Here is a 13,232-nt window from a genome sequence, read left to right as displayed (position 1 = left end):
TGACGGGCTGACGGGGTGGGCGGTTCCTGCTCGGGTCGTGCCGTGATCACGAGCGACATCGGCTCAAGGCGCCATACCATACCCTATGGTACGGTCGCGTCATGGTGAGCAAACGCGACTGGTTGGACACGGGATTCACCGTGCTGCGACAGGACGGTGCGCGAGCGCTGACGATCGACCGGCTCTGCGTCGACCTCGGCTTGACCAAGGGCTCCTTCTACCACCACTTCAAGGGCATGGCAGGGTTCAAGACCGACCTGCTCCAGCACTTCGAAGCCGAGCACACCGAACGCCTCATCGCGGACGCGGAGGAGTCCGGCGCGTCGGCAGAGACCCGGCTGCGCCGTCTCCTCGACCTCGTCCTGGCCGACAGCGAGAACGACGGCGACCGCCTGGAGATCGCCGTCCGCGCGTGGGCCCTGCAGGACGCCGAAGTCCACGCCCTGCAGCAACGCGTCGACCACCTGCGCATCGACTACCTGCGTACCCTGCTGCGCGATCTCGAAGAACGGCCACAGGCCGACTCGGAATCCGATGCCGATGCCCATGTCGATGCCATGGCCAGGATGCTCTACCTCATCCTGATCGGCGCCCAGCAGCTCGTACCGTCCCTGCCCACCGAGCACCTGCGCGAGGTCTACGCGCTGGCCCTGAGCCTGCTGCCGCAACACCCGAGGAGAAGCTCATGACCGGTCTCACCCGCTGGGTGCCCCGACTCGTCATCGCCACTGCGACCCTCCACTTCGTGTGGGCCTTCGCACAGCCCAACGCCTGGGGTGCCATCGCCGACGCCGGCTTCCTCAGCAGCGTCGTCGACACCGACGCGGCCGACTACTTCGACCGGGAAGCCAGCGTGTGGTTCATGGTCAGCGGCATCGCACTCCTCGCCCTCGGAACGCTCTCCCGACACATCGCCCGCACCACCGGCCGCCTGCCCGCGCAGCTCGGCTGGTACCTGCTCGCCATCGGCATCCCGCTGTGCGTCATCTACTTCCCCGTCACCGGAAGCTGGGCGCTGCTCGTCATCGGCGTCCTCGCACTCGTCGCCACCCACCGATCCCAAGAACCCGGGACAGCCGCGGCGCCCGCAGGACCGCGACAGCTGTCGGCCGAAGAAGCCGGGCCAGTCAAGAAGCGGTCATGACGCCCCGAGGGTTGTCCACCCGTACCTGATCCCCATGCTGGAACGGCTGCGCGGGTGAGGTCCGGCCGCCTACTCCAACACCGTTCCTATGGTCGCTTGGTCGGGACGGGCTGAAGCCCGGGCCACCGAGCGACCATGCGTTGGCGCATGGCGGCGCTGAGACGGCTCGTGGCGCTCAGAGCGGTGTGGTCGGTCGTCATCCGGCTCACGACACCGAGCCGGTGGGCGAGCCGTTGCCGTGCTGTCACGGTGCCCCACTTCCAGTCCCGGTGCGGAATCCGGGCCAGGTGATCGACGCTTTCACGGCGCGCCCGCTCGACCAGCCCGTCGCCGCGCAGCAGCCACCCGGCGCACGCGTCAGTGAGGCCGTCGTCGACTTCGGAGCCGGTCGCGGCGTGCCACGCATCGCGGTAGGCGCTCTCCGCCCGTTCCAGCAGCGACTCCGACGCTGACGTGACACACCAGCAGGTCGGAAATCCGATGCGCAGATAGGCGAGTTCCATCAGACCGCTGCCCAGCGACGCCTGCTCGAAATCGATGAATCTGACCCCCGCGGCGGTGTGGAGGTCATTACCGGGACAGGGGTCCCCGTGGAGAAGGGCATGCCCGGACGTCCGGTCGAGTCGATCCACGAGGTCATGGAGTTCGTCGGACACGCCAGGCGTGACAGGAACCTCAAGAGCCACGGCCAGCCGTAGGAAGGAGTCGATATCGGCCTGGTTCGGTCCCTGCCATCGGGGAAGTAGCCCGACGTCCTCCGGACGGGCGGTGGCATGCAGCCGTGCCATCGCGGCTGCGTAGTCGACGATCCAATCGCCGGCCGGTTGCCGATGATCCAGATGCTCCAGCACCAGGACCCGCTCGTCGGCATCGGTGGCGAGCAACGCGGGCACCACGGGAGTTTCACCTCGGGCGGCGAGCCGCAGGGCGGCGACCTCACGGGCGTATCGCTCGTCGGCATCAGGACCGTCGACGATCTGCTTCACCACCGCCTTCGCCGCCGGCAACTGGACGCGCCACACACGCGAGCGTGGACTACTCCCCAGTCTGCGAGAGCGCCTGGGCGATCCCAACTCGGCCCGTAACCCGTCCCCGAACGGCAGTCGCGACCACATGGGCTCATCCTTCCACGCGACCGAACGACCGTGCTGCTCCTGCGCACTACGGCCGTCCTGTTCCCGGTCGGCCCGCTGTTCGGGGTCGGTCGGTGTCTACGTGGACCGCGGCGTCCGCATCCCCGTGATCACCATGTGCATCAGGAGGTCGTAGCTCTCGTCCAGGCTCTCCGGGAGTCCGAACGCGCCCTCGGCCTCGAGAACCGCGAATCCGTGGACGGCCGCGCGCAGGCAGCGGGCTGCGTGGATCGCCGCCGAGTCCGTCATGCCGTAGGCGCGAAGGGCGGCGCGGATGATGTCGATGCGCCGCGCCCCGGCCCCGGCCGTCCGCGGTTCGGGCGTCTGGACGAGCGCCGAGTAGCGGTGGGGGTGCCCCAAGGCGTACTGCCGCCAGGCCGTCATGAGTGCGCGGATCGCGTCGTCGGCCGAACGGCCGACCACGGCCTCACCCGCCGACGGCACAGGTCCTGGCGCCTACGTTGGTCGGTCGGGTGGTGGTGTACGCCGCCGCATGCGGAACGCCTGGGGCGGACGCTCCGCCCCAGGCGTTCCACATGCATTCCGCGGCCGGCCGGCTATCGGCCCGCTCCGCGCTCGCGCCTCAACAACGGCCGGGCTCTGGCGGGATGGTGAGGCGCGAGGAAGCCGAACTGTCGCTCACCGCAGCACATGCGCCCGCAGCCGTCGTCACTGGCCCACCCTTCCGTCGACGCATTCGCGCAACAGGTCGGCGTGCCCGCAGTGCCGGGCGTACTCCTCGATCCTGTGCACCATCAGCTCCCGGATCGCGATCTTGTCCTTCCCCACCCGCTCGCCAAGATCCGGGTGTTCGGCCAGCGCGGCGTCGGCCGCCGCCTGCTCGCGCTCCAGGTCGGAGTACGCGGCGTCGACCATGGCCTGCTCGGCGACGGCGTCCTCGAAGTCGGCGTCACGCCGGCCGTACAGCTTCGGCAGGGGGTCGCCGTCGCTGATCCAGTTGCGCCAGTCCCGTTCCACCTCGGCGAGGTGCCGGACCAGGCCGAGCAGCGACATGGTCGACGGCGGAACCGACCGCCGGGCCAGCTGCTCCGGATCCAGGCCGTCGCACTTCATCCGCAGGGTCATGCGGTAGCCCGTCAGGAAGTCCAGCAGCGTCGCGAGCTCGCCGTCCGGACTGACACCTGCCTTGTTGCGGGGGTCGTCGTCCGGGTCGGTCCACATGTCGGGGTAGACGGTTGCCTGGGTCCATCGCGCGGGTTGATCACTCATGCGCGCCATGTTCGTCTGCAAGGGCCCCACCTGGCCAGTTCTTTACGGTTGGTTGTTGGTGTTCTCGAGGATCGAGTCGGCAGAGGACACGGGACGACGATGACGACGACGCGGACCGGACCGCACGGTGGAGGGGCCTGCGGACGCGGAATCGGCAACCTCTGCATCGGATGCGACAGCGACCCCCGCTACGACGCCAGCCGTTTGATCGAACTACTCCTCCAGGGGCTGCAGCGACCTCGACCGGCCTGACGAAGATCTCGGGGAGGTCGATGTCGTGCTCGGCTTCGCAGGAATCGAGCTGGGCCACGACAGGCGCGGACCAAGGTTGGGCGGACGCACTCGCCGCCTCCCCGCGTGGGGGCGGGCGTCGGGGATGGGGGGCGTTCGGAAGAGCCTGAATGCGCCTTGAATCGCGGGTTGGCGGCGCTCATGGTGTGGCGTGCGGAGAGGCGTGGGTGTGATGCGGGGGTGTCATGGGGACGTGCTTTGGGGTTCTGGGGAGTATCGAGGTCCGGCGCGGCGGGGTGCCGGTCGACGTGGGGCACGCGATGCAGCAGCGGGTGCTGGCGGCGCTGCTCGTCGACGTGGACCGTGCCGTGTCTCGCGATGCGCTGGCGGACCGGGTGTGGGGGGACGTCGGACCCTCGCATGGCCGCCGGAATGTGTACGGCTACATTTCCCGGCTGCGCACGGTGCTGGCCGGTGACGGCTTGACCGTCGTACGCGAGCGGGGCGGCGGTTACCGGCTTACGGCTGATCCCTCACTGGTGGACGTGCACCGCTTCCGGGACCTTTCGGAGCGGGCGCGGAGGGCGGCTACGGATGAGCAAGCCGAGGCGCTGTGGCGCGAGGCGCTGGGGCTGTGGCGGGGCAGCGCGTTCGGCGCGGTGGACACGCCGTGGTTCAACTCGCAGCGCCGGCTCCTGGATGGTGAGCGGTTGGCCGCCCAGCTGGAGCTGGTCGACGTCCGATTACGCCTGGCTCAGCATGACCGGATGGTGAGCGAGCTGGTGGCCCGGGCGGAGGCGTACCCGCTTGATGAGCGGGTGATCGGGCAGCTGGTCCTCGCTCTGTGCCGATGCGGGCGGCAGGCGGAGGCGTTGGAGGAGTACGAGCGCGCACGGCGGCGGCTTGCCGAAGAGCTGGGGGTCGATCCCGGGGCGGCGTTGCGGCAGCTGTACGGGCGGATCCTGGCGGGGGATCCGGACCTGTCCGGCGCTCCAACCCCATCCGCCGTCAACGCCGTCAACGCCGTTCGCGCAGACGCGGCAGACGCGGCAGACGCGGGACGGGAAGGGGACCATGACGGCGGCGCCGTGGTGAACCCTGTGACGGGTCGGCAGCTCGTCCCACGGCTCCTGCCGGCGGACCTTGCCCTGTTCGTCGGCCGTGACGCCGAGGTGGACGAGGCCTGCCGGCTCCTGGGCGCAGGCGGCCCGGGGCCGCTGACTCTGCTGGTCACCGGTCCTGCCGGGGTGGGTAAGACGGCGTTCGCCGTACGCGCGGGCCATCGGCTCGCTCCCCGCTTCCCGGACGGTCAGCTCCACGCGGACCTGCGGGGCTTCGGCGGCGAGCCCGCCGATCCGTTCACGGTCCTGGGTGCTTTCCTGCGCGCGCTCGGCGTCCGTGGGGGGACGGTGCCAGCGGAGCTGACTGGACGAATCCATCTCTACCGTTCCCTGTTGGCCCAGCGGCAGGTGCTCGTCGTGCTGGACAACGCCGCCGGGTTCGGGCAGGTGCGTGATCTGCTGCCGAGTGGCGTACGGTGCGCTGCCGTTGTCACCAGCCGTACGACGATGGCGGAGCTGTGCTCCCGGCGGCTTCCGCTGGACGTGCTGGACTCAGCGGCCGGGCTCGCGCTGCTGCGCGAGATGCTGGGCCGCGACCGTACCGACGCGGAGCCGGATTCGGCCCGCTCCATCGTGGAGACCTGCGGTGGCCTTCCGCTCGCGGTGTGGGTGGCAGGCGCGCGGCTGGCCGCTCGCCCGCACTGGCCTCTGGCGCGTGTGGCGCGTGTGCTGGCCGACGAGGAGCGCAAGCTCGACGAGCTGGCTGTCGGCCATATCGCCGTACGGGCCAGTCTCGAGCTGACCTACCAGCAGTTGACCGCGCCGACCCGGCACGCGCTGCGGTTGCTCGCCCTGCTGCCCGGGCCCGACTTCGCCGCGTGGGCCTTGGCCGCGCTGCTGGATGTGGACCTGGCCGGAGCAGAGGCGGTTCTCGATGATCTGATCGATGTGCACTTGCTGCAGGCCGCGTCGGCCGGTGCTGCCGCGATGCGCTATCAACTGCACGATCTGGTGCGGTTGTTCGCTCGGGAGCGCATGGATGGTGGCGTTCCTCAGGCTGACCGCACGGCTGCTTTCGCGCGGTTGTTGTCGGGTGGCCTCCATCTTGCCGATGTGGCGGCGGACACCCTCAGCGTCGACTTCCAGGGCATATCGCAAGCGGAGTTGGTTTCGTGGCGGCTGTCGGAGGCGGACACCGGTCGTCTGCTCACTGACCCGCTGGTGTGGTTCATCGAAGAGCGTCAGTTCCTTATCGATGTGACGGAGGAGGCGTTGGAGTGGCCGGATGCGGCTCCTGCTGCTGCTCTGGCTACGGCGTTGACGACTCTGTTCCAGGTCGGTGGCTATTTCGATGATTGGGAGCGGTTGCAGAACCGGGCGCTCAAGACGGCGTTGGGCAACGGTGACCGGCCGAGCGCAGCCAAGCTCCACCGCTGCCTCGGCGAGCTCACCACCATCCTCGACCGCTACCCGCAGGCGTTGAACCATTTCGAGCAGGCGCTGTTGTTTGCGGAGGGGCTGGGGCCGTCGTATCGGGCTGGGGCGTTGGCTGGGCTGGCGTATGTGTATCGGCTCGTCGGCCGGTATTCCTCGGCGGTGTCGTACTTCGAGGAGGCGGCCGAGTTGGCTGGTCGGACGGGAAATGTGAATTGTCTCGTCTACGCGACCAACGGTCTCGGCGTCATCGACCTCGAGCAGGGCCGGGTCGAGGTTGCGGTGGAGCGCTTCGAGCAGTGTTTGCGGATGAGCCGGGTGGTTGGATATCGGCCCGGTGAGGCGCAGGCGTTGCGGTGTTTGGGGCAGTGTTTTCGTGCGCTTGGTGTGTATGCGGCTGCTGCGGATGCCTATCGGGAGGCGGTCGTGATCAGTTCGGATCTCGGTGATCGTCTCACTGCCACGCATGCGGCGTGTTGGCTTGGGGATGTGCTGGTGCGTCAGGGCGAGTTTCGGGAGGGGCGGCGTCTACTGGCGCAGTGTCTGTGGACGTACCGGGAGTTCGGGAATCTGTGGGGCGAGGCGGCCACCCTGTATGCCCTTGCGGAGGCGCAGCTCGCGGCGGGGCGTCCGACGTTGGCCCGCCTGAGGGCCGAGGCCGCGGTGGGGTTGTGGCGCCAGGTTGGTTCCCGTACGTGGCTCGCTGTCGCCCTGGACACGCTGGCGACCGTGCACATCCGGGCCGGTGACGACCTGGCCGCGGCCCGGGCTCGTGAGGAGGCCGCGGAGCTGCGGAAGGGCTGAGCGCGCGAGGGGTCCGGTTGCCGTCATTCCCGCGCACGGTGAGTGCCGGTGGCTCTGACCGTGATGTCGTGAAGCTGCCGAAAGCCGCCCGCCGATGTCAGCTGCGAGGTCGATCTCTGAACCGAGGTCGCGTCGAAACCGGGCAGGGTTTGAGATGTGCAGGGCCCAGCGCCCGGTCCGCCGGCTGCATATCCTTGTGGCCATGACTGACCAGCCTCTGGAGCCCTCTCCGCGCCCTGCGTCATCGGGAGAGCTCCGCGCCTCTCACGACGACCGGGAAGGGGTGGTGGAGCAGCTGCGGGATGCGGCAGCCGAGGGGCGAATCGATTTCGATGAGCTGGATTCGCGCCTGGAGCAGGCGCTGAGGTCCAGGACTCACGCCGAGTTGGCCGTCCTGACCGCCGACTTGCCGAGGCCGAATTCCCCTGAGAGCCGGCCGGCGCTGGTGCTCAAGGGCGGCATGTATGGCGCGTCTCAAGGCCCCGGGCGCTGGGAGGTGCCCGGGCACGTGATCGCTCACGGAGGCGTGGGGGGTGTGAAGATTGACTTCACCCGGGTCGAATGCTGCCTTACGGAGGTCGCAGTGGAGGCGCACGGAGAGACCTCTGGTGTCACGATCGTCATCCCCGACGCCTGGGCTGCGGACACCAGCGGCATGGATCCCGGTGTCGGCGGCCTGACGGACAAGACCACTCCCGACCGCCTCCCGGGAGCTCCGCTGATCCGGCTCACTGGCTCCGGCGGCGCGGGAGGAGTAGTCATCCGCCACCCCAACCGCCGGGAACGGAGCAAGCTGCACAGCAACCCGACGCAGGGCTAGGACGCCTGCCGAGGTGTTGATCAACATCTGAAACGATGTCGGGATGGCTCGAGACTCCCGGCACACCATCCCGGAGAAGCACGACCAGGCGTCAAATACGGCCTAGAACTGCACCAGAGTGTTGAGGCCCTCGTGGCCGACTCCGGGCTCGCTGAGAGCGAGCCAGCCATGGCCACGCATACGGGTGGCGGCACCGATTTCGCCGGGATCGACGGACAGCCGGCCACACGCATCAGCCACCCCAGCCGTGCCTTCATTCGGCTTGGCATCGTCGAACTCCGGATTGAAGCCCTCCTCCTTGACCCGAAGTTCTTCCCAAGGAAGCGGCTCGCCGATCCACTCGGGACTGCTCTCCGCCGCGTAACGCCGACGGATCCGGCCCTTCTCGGCGACCACCCAGATGTCCGCGCCCGCCGCCGAATCCTCGTAGAACATCTGCGCGACCCCGCAGGTGGCGCTCAGCCGTTCCACCGCGCCCATCCAGTCGTCCCAGTCGATGCCGACCAGATCGACCAGATTGCCGAAGATCAGCCGCCAACCGTCCAGTTCGGGCGTGATGAAGGTGGGCAGCGCGCCTTTACGCCACGGCAGGTCCTCCACTTCGGAGCCTTCGTCCAGCGAGACAGGGAACCGGTCATGCAGGCCGAGCGCGTCGAAGAGACCTTCGTACGTCTCACCAGGCACCGCGTACCACCAGCCGCGAGGATCCAGCGGAAAGGGCTCATCGCCATTGGACTTGATGCACGCGCGGCGCTCCAGCAGCATCCTGTCGCGCGCGTCGAGGTGGTCAAACAAACCCGTGGCGATCAAGTCGCCCAACCTGCCGTAAGTCATACCGGTGATCCTATGTACCCAGGTGGACCAGCGAGTGCCGTCGGTATGGGCGTGCCCCGGGGCTGACAGAGCATCAAGTATGGTGCGACCGACTGGTGGTGGGCTGGTAGTTGGTGGCTTGAAGGGTGAAGAGGTGGGCGTAGGTGCCGTCACGGGCGAGGAGTTCGTCGTGGTCGCCTTGTTCGGTGATGCGGCCGTGGGTGAGTACGGCGATGGTGTCGGCGTCGCGGATGGCGCCGAGCCGGTGGGAGATCAGGAGACTGGTGCGGTCCCGGCGGTGCTGCAGGAGGCGTTGGTGGATGTCGTGTTCGGCTTCGGCGTCGAGGCCGGAGTTCGGCTCGTCCAGGATCAGTAGCTCGGGTCGGTGGCGTAGGAAGGCGCGGGCCAGGGCGAGGCGTTGCCATTGGCCGCCGGACAGCAGCGCGCCTGGTTCGGTGTCGTCGTGGGTGGTGTAGATCCTGCTCAGCATGGTGTCGTAGCCCTGTGGCAGGCGGGTGAGGTCCCGGTCGATCCCGGCGGCGCGTGCGGCGGTGACGAGTCTGGGGCGGTCATCGAGGGCTCGGATGTCGCCGAGGGCGATGTTCTGTGCGGCGGTCAGGTCGTAGTGCATGTAGTCCTGGAACACCGCGGCGAGTCGGCTGCGTAGTTCGGTGGCGGCGACCTGGCGGATGTCGATGCCGTCCCACAGGATGGTGCCGCGCGTCGGCTCGTAGAACCGGCACAGCAGTTTCACCAGGGTGCTCTTGCCTGCCCCGTTGGCCCCGACCAGGGCCACCGCCTGTCCGTGGGGGAGGAAGAGGTTCACTCCGCGCAGTACCCAGGGATGGTTGTCGTCGTAGCGGAACCATACGTCCCGGAACTCGATGCCGCGCCGCAGTGATGGGAGCGGAAGCGCGTCCGCCGGGGAGTCGTCCGAGTGCTGGCCGGCCCCGACGACGGCGAGGAAGTGCCGCATCATCAGCAACAGATGGTGCATGTCGGCCAGGGACTTCACCAGCCCGGACAGGGCGCTCTGCACGCCCGCGACGGCGGCGACGAACATCGACACGTCCCCCACGGTCAACTCTCCGCGCCGGGCCGCGAGCGCCGCCCAGACCAGCCCTGCCCCGCCGACCAGTGCGCCGAGCAGTGCCAGTCCGCCCTGCGTGGCAAGCTGGCGCCGGTCCATCGTGGCGTGCTCGGCGTCGGCGGCGCGCCGTTCGGTGAGCATGCGGTCGCGCAGATAGTCCCCGGCCGCGTACAGGCGGACCTCCTTCGCGGCGTCGAGGCTGGAGAGCAGCGTCTGGTAGAATATCTCCCTCCGCCGGGCCGAGCCGATCCGCCAGTCGCTCAGCGCCCGATGCCGGGAGAGCCGAAGCTGCGCCGTCAGGACCGGCGCCGTGCAGGCGACGACGAGAGCGGTCATCGCCGGACTCACCGCGTAGAGAGCGCCGACGAAACCGACAGCGGTCAGCGCTCCGCCGCCGATCCGCAGCGCGCTGAGCACGCTCCCGCCGATGGCCTGGCTTCCGGCCGACTGGGCCATGCGCAGCCGGTCCTGGAAACGCGGGTTCTCGAGCGTGGCCAGACCGGTGAAGGAATGGACGACCGTGTAGAGCCGACCGACGGCGCGGTAGCTGGTGCGCCGCCCGAGGCGGTTGCCCGCGTACGTGGTGAGAGGCGGCAGCGACGCCGCCGTCAGGCCGACGGCCGCGAGGCCGAGGGCGAGTCCGAGCAGGGCGGCGTCGCCGGCACCGGTCAGATCGTCCAGGACCAGCCGCGTCAGCCACGCCGCGGCTACCGGCGCCCCGGCCGCCGCCACGGTGATCAGCAGCAACGTGACCGAGCTGCCGGGCGCCGCGCGCCAGGCGAGCGCGGCGGCAGCGCGGGTCGAGGCGAACGCCTCCTTGGGCGCGAGCCTCTCTTTTACGGCGGGCTCCCCCTCAGGGGCGCGTGCGCCGTCCTCGCTGGGCGTGCGCTCGTCCTTCCTTGACCTGCGTTCGTTCTTCCCCCGTGGGCGGCCGTCCTGCGGCCCGTTCATCCGGCCGCACCGGCCCGGTCCGTACGGCGGGGAAGGGTCCGGCCACTGCCCGCGACCCTGCCGTCGGCTCCCACCTCCACGTACGCCGGCATGCCCTTGACGGCGAACGCCCGGGTCACCTCGTCGCCGAACTCCGTCACGACGACCCGAGCCACCGGCGACAGCCGCCTGAGATAGTCCCCGAGCCGAGCCTCCTTCTCATCGTCGCGCGTGACGACCGCCAGCACTCGGTCCCTGCCGTACTGTCCCGCCCGTTCCGCCACCAGCGGAAGGAGGTCTTCGCAGGCCGGGCAGCCGGGCGACATGAAGAGGACCATCGACCCGTCGTCCAGTGCGTCCTGGTCGACGACGGATCCCTCCGTGTCGACCGCGGAGAACGTTCCGATGTGGGCCCCGGGGGCCGCGACGAGCGCCGGGACGCTCATCTCGCCGCCGCCGCCGCCGGTCGCGTCCGCGGGCCGCTCCCGCAGCCGGCGGACGACGCCGAAGGTCAGGGCCAGGTTGAGCAGGCTGAGTACTCCGAGGAGCACGACGGACGCGGTCAAGTACGCCATGACAGCCAGTCCTTTCCAATGGCGGTGGGCACGTGGTGCCCGGGCGGGGGCAGGGGGCGCGGAACGGGGGAGCGACAGACGGTCGCCGCGTCAGCGGAGGTCGGACGGGAAGCGGCGAACGACGACGCCGACGACGTGATCGGCGCGGAAGTAGCCCCAGAAACGGGAATCGAGGCTCTCCGCGGGGTTGTCCCCGAGAAGCACGACCCGGCCGTCGGGCACCTGTTCCTCGGGTCGGGTGCGCAGTGCCGGGGCCGCGTCCCGGGGCACCGGTTCCCCCGCCGCCGCCGCGACGCGCTTGACCAGCCATCCGGAACGGCGCCCGCGGGCCCAACGCTCGTCCGTGGGCGGTCTCGTCACCACGAGACGGCCCGTACGAATCCCGGCAGGGCCCGTGCGGCGGACCAGTACCCGGTCGCCGGAAGCGAGGGTGGGGGCCATGCTCGCGCCCTCCACCGTCACCACCACGTACCGGAGGCGGATCCCGGCCACGGTGGCTACGGCGGCCACGGAAGCCGCGCCGACGGCGAGAGCGAGCCCGACGCCGAGCCCCAGCGCGCTCCCGGACGGGGACCCGGACCGTGACCCCGACCGGCCCCTCGGCCCCGCGACCCCCCAGGTCATCGGGGCACCCGGTCGACGTGCCCCGCCGGCGCGAACAGGGCGACGAGATCGTCCAGGGCGACCGTGACGACGGCGAGGACGACCGCGCCGCCCGCGGTTAGCAGGAGACCCGGGGTCGGCTCCGCCGCCCCGCCGTGCGAGGCCGTCGCCCCGGCGAGCGCAGCGGCGATGAGCAGCGCGTTGCGTACGACGTGCCGAGGTGCGATCGCGCCGGCCGTGGCGCCGAAACAGTGGCAGGAGGCGCCCGTCCCCCGGCGCAGCACTCCGACCAGCCCGGCGGTGAACGCCGTCAGCAGCACCGCCGCCAGCACGAACCCTGCCCTCACCGTCGCCGGAACGGCCAATGCGACGACGATCGCCGCCTCGGCGACCAGCACGCCGGCCGCCACGGCCGTCGGACCGCGCCGCACCCGCCCGAGGACCGAGGCGAACGGCGGCGGAGCCGCTTCCGGGAGCATGCGGCGTACAGCGCCGCGGAACGCCCGGAACGAGGACGGCCGCACTTTGCCGGCGACCGAACAGAGGAAGACGAGTCCCAAGAGGATCCGCCCGCCTTCACCGATATGTTCCACGTATCCGAACCCCTCCCGGCCGGACGACGGGGCGCCCGCATGACGTTCGCGGACACCCCGTCTCCCGAAGAGTCGTCAGCAGCTGTTGACGCAGGTCCACCGCTGACGGTCGTTGCAGGGGTCGACCTCGTACAGCATGTCGCGGTTGCTGGAACAGTTGTTCTGGTAGCAGGCCTCGAACTGCCAGCAGCTGATCGCCGAGGCGGTCTGCTTCGGCGCCACTGCGTTCAGCAGGCGATCGGAGATCGTCCCGATCCGGATGCGCATGGGTACTCCCTTCCCGTCAGGGCCGGTTGCCCGAACACGAAGGACCATGCCCGGGCCGCCTTCACGGTTCTTTGAGGAAACCTTGAACGCGCAGGCCGTGACGGTTCGTCAGGCTGCCGCGGACGATCCGGTGGTCGGGACTGACCACGGGGCGTGTCCGTCGACCACGCTGTTCGCCGGTGAGCGGCACCTCCCTCAAGAGGTCGGGGTGATGGGCGGCGGAGGCGGTGGAGGCGGTGGAGGCGGCGGGAACGGCGGCGGAGGCGGGATCCGTGGCCGGGCCGGAGCTGCCGGAGGGGGAGGCGGGGGCGCCGATGGAAGACGGCTGTGCTGCCGGGGCGAGTACGGTGACGGCGCCGCGGGCGGGGGCGGCAGGGCAGGTCGAGGGGGCGGAGGAGGCTCCATCGCCGGCAGCAAGGGCCTGCCCTCACGCAGCCGGGCAACACTCAGCTCGGCCCGACGGCGTGCGAGCGGGGCGTCGTCGCGTTCGTATACGAGCAGGAC

At 70.0% G+C, this 13,232-nt stretch carries 13 protein-coding genes and 1 pseudogene; 5 read left to right on the top strand and 9 right to left on the bottom strand.

The window, feature by feature from the left end:
* Positions 1–101: 101 nt before the first annotated feature.
* Both ACFV9D_RS32590 and ACFV9D_RS32585 read left to right on the top strand, forming a co-directional pair.
* On the top strand, positions 102–689 hold the full coding sequence (locus ACFV9D_RS32590) for a TetR/AcrR family transcriptional regulator (protein WP_385154320.1): 588 nt from the start codon (positions 102–104) through the stop codon (positions 687–689).
* Entirely contained in the window at positions 686–1,144 is a 459-nt protein-coding gene (locus ACFV9D_RS32585; RefSeq protein ID WP_385154317.1) for a DUF6463 family protein, read from the top strand. Before ACFV9D_RS32590 ends, ACFV9D_RS32585 begins: the two co-directional genes overlap by 4 nt.
* Before the next feature lie 86 nt (positions 1,145–1,230).
* Here ACFV9D_RS32585 and ACFV9D_RS32580 read toward each other — a convergent pair whose 3' ends face one another.
* The 3 genes from ACFV9D_RS32580 to ACFV9D_RS32570 all read right to left on the bottom strand — a co-directional run bounded on the left by ACFV9D_RS32580 (position 1,231) and on the right by ACFV9D_RS32570 (position 3,516).
* Complete coding sequence (locus ACFV9D_RS32580) at positions 1,231–2,259, bottom strand: phosphotransferase family protein (RefSeq protein WP_385154314.1); 1,029 nt, start codon at positions 2,257–2,259, stop codon at positions 1,231–1,233.
* Positions 2,260–2,355: 96 nt separating this feature from the next.
* Entirely contained in the window at positions 2,356–2,700 is a 345-nt protein-coding gene (locus ACFV9D_RS32575; RefSeq protein ID WP_385154311.1) for a TetR-like C-terminal domain-containing protein, read from the bottom strand.
* A gap of 246 nt (positions 2,701–2,946) precedes the next feature.
* The gene (locus ACFV9D_RS32570) at positions 2,947–3,516 is read right to left on the bottom strand and encodes a DUF664 domain-containing protein (protein ID WP_385154404.1); all 570 of its coding nucleotides are present in this window, start codon (positions 3,514–3,516) and stop codon (positions 2,947–2,949) included.
* A 135-nt stretch (positions 3,517–3,651) separates the two neighbouring features.
* Here ACFV9D_RS32570 and ACFV9D_RS32565 point away from each other — a divergent pair.
* From ACFV9D_RS32565 to ACFV9D_RS32555, 3 genes and pseudogenes are all read left to right on the top strand, one after another.
* Positions 3,652–3,759 (top strand): annotated as a pseudogene (locus ACFV9D_RS32565) (TetR family transcriptional regulator); the annotation flags it as partial.
* 299 nt (positions 3,760–4,058) lie between these two features.
* Entirely contained in the window at positions 4,059–7,037 is a 2,979-nt protein-coding gene (locus ACFV9D_RS32560; RefSeq protein ID WP_385154309.1) for a BTAD domain-containing putative transcriptional regulator, read from the top strand.
* A 202-nt stretch (positions 7,038–7,239) separates the two neighbouring features.
* Positions 7,240–7,857 carry a DUF1707 domain-containing protein gene (locus ACFV9D_RS32555; RefSeq protein WP_385154306.1) on the top strand — a complete coding sequence of 206 codons (618 nt, stop codon included), beginning with the start codon at positions 7,240–7,242 and terminating at the stop codon, positions 7,855–7,857.
* Positions 7,858–7,959: 102 nt separating this feature from the next.
* Here the strand turns inward: ACFV9D_RS32555 and ACFV9D_RS32550 are convergent, their stop codons facing one another.
* The 6 genes from ACFV9D_RS32550 to ACFV9D_RS32525 form a co-directional block, all read right to left on the bottom strand.
* Complete coding sequence (locus ACFV9D_RS32550; RefSeq protein WP_385154303.1) at positions 7,960–8,691, bottom strand: hypothetical protein; 732 nt, start codon at positions 8,689–8,691, stop codon at positions 7,960–7,962.
* Between the two features lie 73 nt (positions 8,692–8,764).
* Entirely contained in the window at positions 8,765–10,711 is a 1,947-nt protein-coding gene (locus ACFV9D_RS32545; RefSeq protein WP_385154301.1) for an ABC transporter ATP-binding protein, read from the bottom strand.
* Positions 10,708–11,265 (bottom strand): TlpA family protein disulfide reductase, encoded by a 558-nt coding sequence (locus ACFV9D_RS32540; RefSeq protein ID WP_385154298.1) that lies wholly within the window; start codon positions 11,263–11,265, stop codon positions 10,708–10,710. Before ACFV9D_RS32540 ends, ACFV9D_RS32545 begins: the two co-directional genes overlap by 4 nt.
* A gap of 90 nt (positions 11,266–11,355) precedes the next feature.
* Positions 11,356–11,775: a S26 family signal peptidase gene (locus ACFV9D_RS32535; protein ID WP_385154295.1), complete on the bottom strand. Its 420-nt coding sequence runs from the start codon at positions 11,773–11,775 to the stop codon at positions 11,356–11,358.
* A gap of 110 nt (positions 11,776–11,885) precedes the next feature.
* A complete protein-coding gene (locus tag ACFV9D_RS32530) occupies positions 11,886–12,461 on the bottom strand; it encodes a MauE/DoxX family redox-associated membrane protein (RefSeq protein ID WP_385154292.1) in 576 nt (191 codons plus the stop codon).
* Positions 12,462–12,536: 75 nt separating this feature from the next.
* Entirely contained in the window at positions 12,537–12,728 is a 192-nt protein-coding gene (locus ACFV9D_RS32525) for a hypothetical protein (RefSeq protein ID WP_384237021.1), read from the bottom strand.
* Between the last annotated feature and the right edge of the window lie 504 nt (positions 12,729–13,232).

This window comes from Streptomyces sp. NPDC059875, from assembly GCF_042731085.1.
Taxonomy (GTDB): domain Bacteria; phylum Actinomycetota; class Actinomycetes; order Streptomycetales; family Streptomycetaceae; genus Streptomyces.
The sequence above is the reverse complement of the archived record's forward strand: the minus strand, read 5'-3'. Positions and strand labels throughout refer to the sequence as shown.